This window comes from Moorena sp. SIO1G6, assembly GCF_010672795.1.
Taxonomy (GTDB): Bacteria; Cyanobacteriota; Cyanobacteriia; order Cyanobacteriales; family Coleofasciculaceae; genus Moorena; species Moorena producens.
Genome location: NZ_JAAHFZ010000025.1, coordinates 89,264 through 97,004 on the forward strand (window position 1 = coordinate 89,264; position 7,741 = coordinate 97,004).

Genomic DNA, 7,741 nt, shown 5'->3' on the forward strand with positions numbered 1-7,741 from the left:
ACTAGTCTTTTAATTACCCATTACCCATTATCTATAAGCCATTACCAATGACTATCAATTACTATAATTTATCCCTTTTATCAACCAAAGTATTAGTAAACTAATTTACACAAATTTACTATAGCAACATTGGTTTTAATTCAGCCAGAGTTCGTTTAATTTCTAACATCAATACTCCCTGCTTAGCTGCTTTACTAGCTAGAACCAGAAATACCGCTTCTTCACCACAACTGGTCAAAACGCTAAATCCCTCTTTACCCTCAACATAGATCCGGTCGATTTCACCTCTAGCCAGTTCTGAGCCAATTCGCTCACCCAAGGAGAGCATAGCCGCAGACATCGCTGAAACCCGTTCTTCATCCATTTCTCCAGGCAAACTAGATGCTAACGGTAAACCATCGGTTGTGACTACAGCTGCTCCCTGAATATCAGCAGTCGATGTAACAAAATTATGCAGGATATACCCCAATTTTTGAGAATTGATCGCCATTGTTGTCTTACTCCAATTGCAGAATGTGTAATTCGGTTAGTTTGTGTTCCTCGAAACTGAGAGCTGATAGTTAAGTAGGAGTAGTGCCAATTTGCCAGAACTTATAGACTATTGATTTAGTTTCCAACAAAATCGACAGCTAATCTAGCAATCCTATCGGAAAAGTAAACAGTCACAGGTCTTACTCAGGACTCATAATTATCCGAGTCAGAACTATTTTATTCAGAGGTATTGTTCAGAAATGATTTAGGATTGCTCTAGTTACATAGAGCTAGCCCCAGTACTAATCAGACGTCTAAATAGACCCTCTGTCCAGCCAGTTTCTCTGAGAACCGCTGCCGAACTCACTTCTACATAGGCTTGCTCAATGAAGGCTAAATCAATCATGCAGATCCGACTCAGGGCATCCCGCAAGGCTTCATCTTTACTATCAGTTTTTATCCGGTTAGTAAATGCCTGCACCACAATTGCCATGGCTGGGACGACATGTTGAGGACCGATACCAATTTTCACATGTACTAAACCTATACGCCAACGACGTTCAGCATAGGCTTGTCCCCAGTCATCCATACCAGTGAACATTTCGTAAAACCATTGCACAAAGGTTGCCCGTAGGCGCTCCATACGACCTTCTTTCTCTTTCATAATGGCATCCATTTCTTCATCATTACCTAAGTAAGTATAGAAATGGTCTGCCATTTCAGAAGCAATTTCTTTTCCCCAATCTGCGTGTGATTTTAGAAGCGCTTTGTCTTCACTAGTCAACTTGACACGCTTTTCCATCTTGGTCATAAATTCCTGGGGATTTAAGCTCATAATTACTCCGATATAGCTGAATCTAACTCTAAGTTATTACTTGACTATTTAGCAAAACACCCCGATTTAATTTTCTAGTATTTAAACACTATAGCAATGTTTTTATGAATTATTATCTGAATAGATAATTTTCTGCTAATAGCTAATCCTGTAACTTGGTTATATTTTAGCTTTTTTAATTTCTAAAATAAAAGATTTACAAGTATTGTTTTGTATAATTTTAGTGAAGTTTATAGTTTAGGTTTACGATAAGTTTAAACTATTTACTTCATCTATCGTTGAATGTACCTATAACCTAAACTACTGGATGTTTAGTAGTGGAGACTACATTTATAGGTAAACTGTATAACGTTTACTTACTAACCTTTTCACCAAGGGATCCGTTCAATCCGGATTACTTTTTTTAGTGACGCTAATTAATGATTTGTGTAGTTTTATAAACACAAATTACAGAAGATGGCAATTCTTAGAAACGATAATCCTTGGGGCGAAGTATTCGGCTAGCAAATTTGGGAGCAAACCAAGAATTTATGTGCGAATGCTTAGCCCTGACAAACGTCCTTTCTTTTATGGGTTTCGACCTGACAGGGGTTGGTCACTTATTTGACAGTTATTTGAGCTGAACTGTACTAGCTACTGGCTGGTCTAGGAATCTAGGAGATCCATCAAAAGCACCAAAGCCTCAAGCACTGAGGTTCGCTGATTGGGATTAAGTATTACAGTTGGGGGTTGATTGTGAGGGTTGCTATAACCGAGAGTTCTGATAATTTCCTCTGAAGCCATTGCCCCTGGACAATCCATATGGGTTAAACCAATAATCATCGGAACATTTACTCGCTCCTTCATAAACAGGAGAAGCTCACGAGAGTGGTTCAAACTGCTGGGTCGATGAACCGGGACCAGTACAATGTAGGCGTGAGCTTCACGAATCAAAATATCCCACATGAAGTCAAAGCGAGATTGACCAGGAGTACCGTAGATATGAACATTTAGATTGTTACCAAAGGTAAGGCTACCAAAGTCAAAGGCAACGGTAGTTTTTTTCTTTAGCAGAAGTATTTCGTCGGTGGCTTTACCTTCTATTTCCACAGCTTCAAAATTACTTGCTGTCCTCACAAAAGTAGATTTGCCAGCTCCTACAGTTCCGGTTACTACCACACGGATACTTTTCATGGGATTTACTCCACCAAGGCTAATTAATACTGAGTAGATTTCTGTCTTAGCAAATTAGAAAGGGAAATTTGGCGGCGTAAGTCCTGTAATTTGAGTTATAGCAGTCGCCAGGGCAGTTAGGACATGACAAAAGTCTCACACCCTTTGTAAGCGATGCAGAGGTGCGACCCGTGGCGAATTTAATTCGCCAACGGAAAGCGCACCTAAGCGGTCTTGGGGGTTTCCCCCACTCGCTATTGCATCAAGAAGCGCAAGAGTTTGACTTCTGACAAATGACTTCTGACAAATGACTTCTGCTATAAAGGAGGGTTATCAAAGCGAATTTGGTATCAACACTTAACCTTCAACAGTATTAATCTCAAGTCCTCGACTTTGTATAGTTTGCTCAAATAATGGCGTAGACAGGGCTTGTTCCACCGGCCAAACTCCCGGTTTATTGAGTTGACCAGTAAGCATCAGTTCAGCAATACTACCAGTACCGACCCCAGCAGCGACAGCAGTATTCTGATGGACTAAGGTTGAGCCAGCACGGGCTGATTTACCATCTTTGTAACCAGTAACCTCTGAGCGAATGGCAACACCAACGCCACTAATGCGATCGCTTACATCGGTCATGATGTGGCTGACATGGGACAAAAACTCGATTCCAGCGGGATTTTTCAGCCAAGATGAGGGGAAGATATGGGCGGCTATCCAGGTCAGATGATTATAAAAATCGGGAACTGAGCCAAATTTAGTGATGACGGTGTTAACAGGGAATGAGTCCACTAAGGTCAAGGCTTCTGGCATATCAAACCAGTAGACACCAGCTTTACCATAGGGAGCAGGGAATTGGATGGTTTCCCTTACGCTATAAGGTTTCACGGTTTGCCACTGATTATCAATCCAAGCTTCAAACGGTTCTTGCAATCCTAGGAAAGTAGTACGCATCACCGTCACTCCAGCACCACCAGAACCGGCAACTACATAGCTGAGGTGAATCCGTTCTGCAACATCTAACTGTTCTACATCGTGACGCACCATGCTATTGGAGATACCAGGAAAAATGCCAGAATTGACAATAGCGGTGACACCAGCAGCAGTAGCTTGTTCACGGAAGGCTAAGGCTTTACGGGTAAAAGCACGGTTGTCACTGACATCGAGATAGTTAACTCCTTGTTCGATGCAAGTGTTTAGGACAGTAGCGTCTCGGTAGAGAAACGGACCAGCACAATGGATGACTAGGTTGTGAGATGCGATCGCATTTCTTAACCCCTCCTGATCAGCTAAGTCTAGAGGGATAAACTGCACGGGGGGCTGTAACTGTTGTGGCAGACCTAGGTCAAGTTTACCCTGACGTCCGGTAATCGTAATTTTCGCCTGAGTATGGGCAAGTAAGTCTTGCGCTACACTGTTCCCGATGCGTCCTTTGCCTCCTAGGATTAAAACCTGGTCTGTCATTAGATTATGTCTGCTTGAATACTGATCGCAGTTCTATCTTACGGTTGCTAGTTTCACTTAATGTCATCATTGGATTCAAGTCTAATTGAATTGTGTCCATTGGGTTTTACTAAAAGTAAATTTTTGAACTCTAGGGATCCCTGTAGGAATTGTGATAATTTTTGATGCCATATTCCCTACTCCCTACTCCCTACTCCCTACTCCCTTTAACAATATAGCAATTTTCAGGTATTGAAACGTAATAGAAGTCAGTCCGACTTTGGGGAGATTCTTTGCTATCTTCCCCATCTTTCCCATCTTCCCCATCGCCATCTTCATCAATTATCCCGATGTTGTGCAAACCCCTTCAGGGGATAGGCTTCACCTGCGCCATTTAGTTAAGTTTTGTTACAAAATTGCGACATCCGGCATAAACGGTAAGGCTTAATCCTGATAAGTATTAAAAGCCTTAAAACTAGCAACTAACTACCGTTTGCAGGACATGACCTAGCTCCCCCAAACTGATCAGTGTGAAATCGCCTCTGACGAGACTATCCAACTTTTTTTTAGAATAGGTCTACAAGATGAATACTATCACCAACTCTTTAGAAAGGGCAAATACTCAAGCACAACAGTTAGATCAGGTTTTCTTACAAGGGATACTGGAAGGATTTATTGATGGCATTTTGATTTTGAGTACAAAAGGAAAGATACTTCATGCCAATGAATCTGCTCGCCTTCTGTTGCATAAACTCACACCAGACAGTAAACCATCTAATTTGGTGCCTAAACAAATCTGGCGTATCTGCCAAGCTTTGAAGTACAGTTTTAAGTCCTATCATTCTCAGGCAGTTATTATAGATTCTTATCTTACTACGAGTCAGTCAACTCCTGTTCGGATACGAGTTCGATGGCTCAAATTAGAGTTATCCAAAGAGCCTTTTATTTTAGTCACTCTTGAAGACCAACATCAATCCATTCAAAATCTAGTGCTTGCAGAAGTTTACCACTATGGTTTAACTCCTCGTGAAGCAGAAGTCTGGTTACTGCGTCGAGTCAATTACTCCTATAAAGACATTGCCGCTAAGCTATTCATTACCCTCAGCACAGTGAAGAAGCACATGAAAAATATTCATGCTAAACGTAAGCTGACAGCCGTCAGCTGTCAGCTGTCAGCTTAAAATAAACCTCGAACGGTCGAATTTAATTCGAGATTAATGAGAATTGAAAGGGGTGCATCTCAATGCATGCAATTAGGCAAAAATTCTAATAAAATCTCCATACTTCCCACACTCCCCGCGCCCGGGCCCCACACTTCCCGTCTTTTTTACAAATATGAGATGCACCCAATTGAAAGTCTGGGGAAAATCCCATCAGTAGAAGTAACTCACATTAAACGAATCCTTGCCTCTTTTCTTCAAAAACTGTTCGCGTAGCGCATTAGCTGAATGCTTACAGCTAAAACCTTAAGCCAGTGCTTTGCAGCTAGACCAATGATTTGAAGCGAGCAGTTGTGGACTAGCTGCTGCATCTGGCTTACCAATTAGAGGAGTTGCACTCGGAGGGTTTGTTGTAGTCTGTAGCAACACCCCCGACTCAGGCAAACTCTTGTCAGGCTTACCTCAATCAATGTTAGGTATTGAACCATCAGACTAGACGAGGGCAAAATTCCCCTAACCGATCACCCCCTATTCACCAAGGGTTTCTATTGTTAATGATAAGTCAGTTTTAAACGTTATGAAAACTACTTTATGCAAAAAACATTTTAAATTCATGCAAAATATACATTAAAGATTTTTTTATGTAAAAAGCAATTGAATTTCATGCACCCGATACATAGTAACTCTATCTATTTAAGTTATTGTTGTCCATGATGAAAAAATAACCAATTCTCGTAAAAGACAACTGGGTCATGACAACAATGACATCAGAGACGGCTCAAGTATCATCGGTAAATCAAAGGACTAATCAGACGGAAAAATCAGATAGCTACAATCAACCCGTCAAGCTAGCTTATATAAAGCTAATCCTCTGCGCTACAGGGATTGGCATTGCTGGCGGATTAGTAGCAACTAGTTACTATTTTGTCCTAGAACAGTGTTTGCATTTTGTTTGGCATTGGTTGCCCGAATTTCTAGAACCCTATTTCCCCAGTTGGATACCCTCTTGGAATTATGTGTGGATTGCCACTACCATTGGTGGGTTTTTCGTGGGCTTATCCCTGTACTTCTTGGGGTTACCCGGTGAAATGGCGTTGGTGATCGAAAAAGTTCACGATCCAGGTAGGATGGAGCCTCGTCAAACTCCTGGCATGATTGTGACCTCTCTAATTTCCATCACCGCTGGCGGGAGTGCTGGACCAGAAGCACCTTTGGTACAGATTAATGGTAGCTTAGGTAGCTGGCTAGGAGTCAAGCTTAAACTGGCAATCAGCCATATCCGGATATTGACCTTCTGCGGGATGAGTGCTGCTCTTGGTGCCTTTTTTGGTGCGCCGATCGGGGGGGCATTGTTTGCCCTAGAAATTCCCCACCGCCGGAGTCTGGAATACTATGAAGCCATCGTACCAGCCATTGTCGCGTCAATTTTTAGCTTCTCTGTTTTCCGCTTTGGTACTGGGTTAAATGTGGGAGGAATTTACCGCTTTAACCTTTTTGATACATTACCTACTCTGTCCTGGCTAAATTTAATTGAGGGTGGATTACTCGGGGTTGCTGGTGGATTAGCTGCTATCGTGTTTATCTATATCTTTCGCTTTACCAAGTCTTGGATTAAATCTATTGAACATCGCCATATTTTGCTAGCTACACTAGGCGGATTATCTATTGGGTTGATTGCTGTATTCTTTCCCCAAACCCTATTTTTTAGTGAGGAGCAAATTGAAACAGTGATTGAACAAGGTCCCACTTTGGGGGTAACCATGTTACTGGGGATTGCCTTGGCAAAAATGTTTGCGATCAGTTTTACCCTCCACGGTGGGTTTAGAGGCGGATTTATCTTTCCTCTATTTTTCATCGGTGCCAATCTGGGTTTAGCTATCTCCATCGCCTTACCCGAAATTCATCCCACCATTGCTATGCTTTGCCTGATGGCAGCGGTGAATGTGGCTGTCACCAAAACACCGGTCAGTAGCACGGTTATTCTTAGCGTTCTGTCTGATACATCGATTCTTCCAATTATTGCTATTGCTAGCTTTGCCAGTTTCTTGTTAACTACTAATATTTCTTTGCTGAAAACTCAGCGATCGCGTAGTCAGGAGGGTATACCAGTAATGGCTTAAGAAGACTTAAGTCTGAGTTAGTCAAGGATTTAGTCAGTCAACAAAATCAGTTTTTTTGTTGAGAAGTTAGCTAATTGGGTAATTAAGAGTCAACCGCCAAAAAAAACCATCAGTTAGGTAAAATTGTATCGTTAACAGCTTCCTAGATAGGTACAGGGTGAAATCTTTAAAAGAGTTCTGTCTAAGTGTTGTTGATCTCGAATTGATGCCAACTGCGCTGAGGGTGGCTTTGGTCGTTGGCTCAGTTCTGTTTGTGATCAATCATGGTTCTGCTCTCCTACAAGGACAGATGACTCAACAGCGATGGATTTCAGGGGGTTTAACCTATATAGTTCCCTACTTGGTCAACATTCATGGTCAGTACACCATGCGTTCTAGGCAAACCGCTCGAAGAGGAAAAGCAGATTATAATCGCAATTCTGGTTGATTACGATATCCCTCTTCTGTCACTTTCCGAATTTAATGATTAACAAATAAGCCATATTATCCAGACTTAAAAAAGGATTGATATTGATGAATTTCACTAATTAGCTGATTCAACCCCAGCAATAATTTACTATTAG

The 7,741-nt window shown here is 41.6% G+C and carries 8 protein-coding genes; 3 read left to right on the forward strand and 5 right to left on the reverse strand.

Annotated elements, in window-relative coordinates:
• Positions 1-118: 118 nt before the first annotated feature.
• The 5 genes from F6K63_RS22290 to F6K63_RS22310 form a co-directional block, all read right to left on the reverse strand.
• Entirely contained in the window at positions 119-490 is a 372-nt protein-coding gene (locus F6K63_RS22290; protein ID WP_287313137.1) for a roadblock/LC7 domain-containing protein, read from the reverse strand.
• A 261-nt stretch (positions 491-751) separates the two neighbouring features.
• Positions 752-1,306, reverse strand: coding sequence for a protoglobin domain-containing protein (locus tag F6K63_RS22295; protein WP_287313138.1), 555 nt, complete (start codon positions 1,304-1,306; stop codon positions 752-754).
• A 645-nt stretch (positions 1,307-1,951) separates the two neighbouring features.
• Entirely contained in the window at positions 1,952-2,503 is a 552-nt protein-coding gene (locus tag F6K63_RS22300) for a GTP-binding protein (RefSeq protein WP_267872075.1), read from the reverse strand.
• Positions 2,504-2,815: 312 nt separating this feature from the next.
• Positions 2,816-3,919, reverse strand: a complete 1,104-nt coding sequence (locus tag F6K63_RS22305; RefSeq protein ID WP_009149024.1) for a saccharopine dehydrogenase family protein — start codon at positions 3,917-3,919, stop codon at positions 2,816-2,818.
• Positions 3,920-4,109: 190 nt separating this feature from the next.
• On the reverse strand, positions 4,110-4,259 hold the full coding sequence (locus F6K63_RS22310) for a hypothetical protein (RefSeq protein WP_287256685.1): 150 nt from the start codon (positions 4,257-4,259) through the stop codon (positions 4,110-4,112).
• Positions 4,260-4,482: 223 nt separating this feature from the next.
• Between F6K63_RS22310 and F6K63_RS22315 the strand changes: the two genes are divergently transcribed.
• The 3 genes from F6K63_RS22315 to nrtS all read left to right on the forward strand — a co-directional run bounded on the left by F6K63_RS22315 (position 4,483) and on the right by nrtS (position 7,605).
• Entirely contained in the window at positions 4,483-5,079 is a 597-nt protein-coding gene (locus tag F6K63_RS22315) for a helix-turn-helix transcriptional regulator (RefSeq protein WP_287313139.1), read from the forward strand.
• A gap of 740 nt (positions 5,080-5,819) precedes the next feature.
• Positions 5,820-7,178, forward strand: coding sequence for a chloride channel protein (locus tag F6K63_RS22320; RefSeq protein WP_009149027.1), 1,359 nt, complete (start codon positions 5,820-5,822; stop codon positions 7,176-7,178).
• A 157-nt stretch (positions 7,179-7,335) separates the two neighbouring features.
• Positions 7,336-7,605 carry a nitrate/nitrite transporter NrtS gene (gene nrtS / locus F6K63_RS22325; protein WP_009149028.1) on the forward strand — a complete coding sequence of 90 codons (270 nt, stop codon included), beginning with the start codon at positions 7,336-7,338 and terminating at the stop codon, positions 7,603-7,605.
• Positions 7,606-7,741: the final 136 nt, after the last annotated feature.